The organism is Streptomyces sp. CBMA291, assembly GCF_014596525.1.
Classification (GTDB): Bacteria; Actinomycetota; Actinomycetes; order Streptomycetales; family Streptomycetaceae; genus Streptomyces.
Map to the genome: position 1 here is coordinate 1 of NZ_MSJP01000038.1, position 2,388 is coordinate 2,388.

General features: G+C 76.5%; 2 protein-coding genes. One reads left to right on the forward strand and one right to left on the reverse strand.

What is annotated here, in order from left to right:
- Positions 1-974: FHA domain-containing protein (locus BU197_RS10745; protein WP_223184067.1), on the reverse strand; the 974-nt coding region annotated here is incomplete at its 3' end.
- 455 nt (positions 975-1,429) lie between these two features.
- Between BU197_RS10745 and BU197_RS10750 the strand changes: the two genes are divergently transcribed.
- Positions 1,430-2,388 (forward strand): serine/threonine-protein kinase (locus BU197_RS10750; RefSeq protein WP_188268044.1); only part of this gene is annotated, 959 nt, incomplete at its 3' end.

Consider the following 2,388-nt stretch of genomic DNA (forward strand, 5'->3'; position numbering starts at 1 on the left):
GCGTGGCCGGGGGCCGCCTCCCCGCGCGCGTACCCGGCGCCGCCGGAACGGGCGTAGCCCCCGGAGCCCTCGTAGCCACCGGACTCGCCGGTCGCGGTCCCGCCCGCGTCGCCGAAGCCGCCGGACTCCGCCCCGCCGCGCGCGTGCCCGGCCGGACCGTCCCCGTACCCGGCCCCGTACGGCGTGTCCGGCGAGCCGTTCCCGTCCCCGTACCCGGCCCCGTACGCCCTGTCCGCCGGGCCGTCCGCGTACCCGCCGCCGTGCGTGGCCCCGTCCGCCGGTCCCGGGGGCAGGGCGGGGCCCGGGGTGTCGTCCGGCGTGCGGACGATCCGCAGATGGCCCTCGCCGTCCGGGGCCGTCGCACGCGCGCGCGTGCCGACCGGGTCGTCGCCGGGGCCGGTCAGGCGGAGGGCCGACTCGCCGAGGCGGAGCAGGGCGCCGGGGCGGAAGTGGACCGGGTGCTCGCCGACCGGGACGCCGTCGAGGGTCGTGCCGTTGGTCGAGCCGAGGTCGGCGACGCTGACCCGGCCGTCCTCGGCGACGACGACCGTGCAGTGCGCGCGGGAGACGTCCGGGTCGTCGAGCGGCACGTCGGCGTCGACGGAACGGCCGATTCTGATCGGTCCGCCGTGCAGCAGGTGCACCCCGCCCGCGTCCGGGCCCGCCACCACCCGCAGCCGGGCGCAGGCCGTCTCGTCGATGCGCTCGTCCGGGCCGGGGACCTGGAGGGAGAGGACCGCGCCGTCGACGAGCGGGGGCTCGCCGAGGACGGCGCGCCGGTTGTCGAGCCGCTCCGGGCCCGCGTAGAGCACGGTCGCGCCCGAACCGGAGGTCTCGGGACCGGTGACGGCGGCGGCCAGAGCGGAGGCCACGGCGGAGAGCACCGTCCCCGCGGGGGCCGTGACGAGTACGTCGCAGGTGCGCCCGGCGCCATGGCCGGCGTACGGCGCGAGAACGGTCAGCCGGATCTGCATCGCCGTCAGCGGTCCCTTCTGCGCGCGAGGCCGGCAAGGGGAACCGCCCGGTCTCTCCCCCCACCCTGCTCGGGCGCGTCGCCCGGTACAGGTTCGGCACGGCGCGGGGCTCCCGACCCCATGGACACGACGTGCTGGAGGCATCCTCGCACCTGCCACCGACAACCCGCCCCCGGGTCGGCCGGAAGTGATCTTGATTGGTCACCCATGGGCGGAAAAGTGCCTGGTCGTCCATGCCACCGGAACATGCCCGGCAACCCTTCCGTCCCGAAGAGCGTCTTCTTCCGGACAGCGTCGCCCCGGAGGGGCGGCCGGAACCCGCCTGTGGACGACCGGCCTGCGCCCGGTGCGGCGGCACTAAAGTGGGTCGGACATCCGGACCGGTCACCACCAGGAAGCGACCTCCGGGACCACCTCCGGGACCCCGGGACCACGATCAGCAGGGAGCGCGTGACGTGCGGCCTATCGGCAGCAAGTACCTGCTCGAGGAGCCGCTCGGGCGCGGCGCCACGGGCACCGTCTGGCGAGCCCGCCAGCGCGAGGCGGCGGGGGCCGAGGCGGCCGTGTCCGGCCGGCCCGGCGAGACCGTCGCGATCAAGGTCCTCAAGGAGGAGCTGGCCAACGACGCGGACATCGTGATGCGCTTCCTGCGCGAGCGGTCCGTGCTGCTCCGGCTCACCCACCCGAACATCGTGCGCACCCGCGACCTGGTCGTCGAGGGCGACGTCCTCGCCCTCGTCATGGACCTCGTCGAAGGCCCGGACCTGCACCGGTACCTGCGCGAGAGCGGCCCGCTCACCCCGGTCGCCGCCTCCCTCATGACCGCCCAGATCGCCGACGCGCTCGCCGCGAGCCACGCCGACGGCGTGGTCCACCGCGACCTCAAGCCGGCCAACGTGCTCCTCGCCGAGCAGGGCGGCGAGATGCACCCGATGCTCACCGACTTCGGCATCGCGCGCCTCGCCGATTCCCCGGGGCTCACCCGCACCCACGAGTTCGTCGGCACGCCCGCGTACGTGGCGCCCGAGTCCGCCGAGGGCCGCCCGCAGACCTCCGCCGTCGACGTCTACGGCGCGGGCATCCTGCTGTACGAGCTGGTCACCGGGCGTCCGCCGTTCGCCGGGGGCAGTGCGCTCGAAGTCCTGCACCGGCACCTCAGCGAGGAGCCGCGCCGCCCCTCCACCGTGCCCGCCCCGCTGTGGACGGTCATCGAGCGCTGTCTCAGCAAGGACCCGGACCGGCGGCCCAGCGCCGAGAACCTGGCGCGCGGGCTGCGCGCGGTCGCCGCCGGCATCGGCGTGCACGCGACCCCCGCCCAGATCGAGGCGGCCGAGGGCGTCGGCGCGCTCCTCGCCCCCGACCCGGCGCCCGCGCCCGTCCCGGAGACCCCCGGCGCGGCCGACCCCACCCAGGT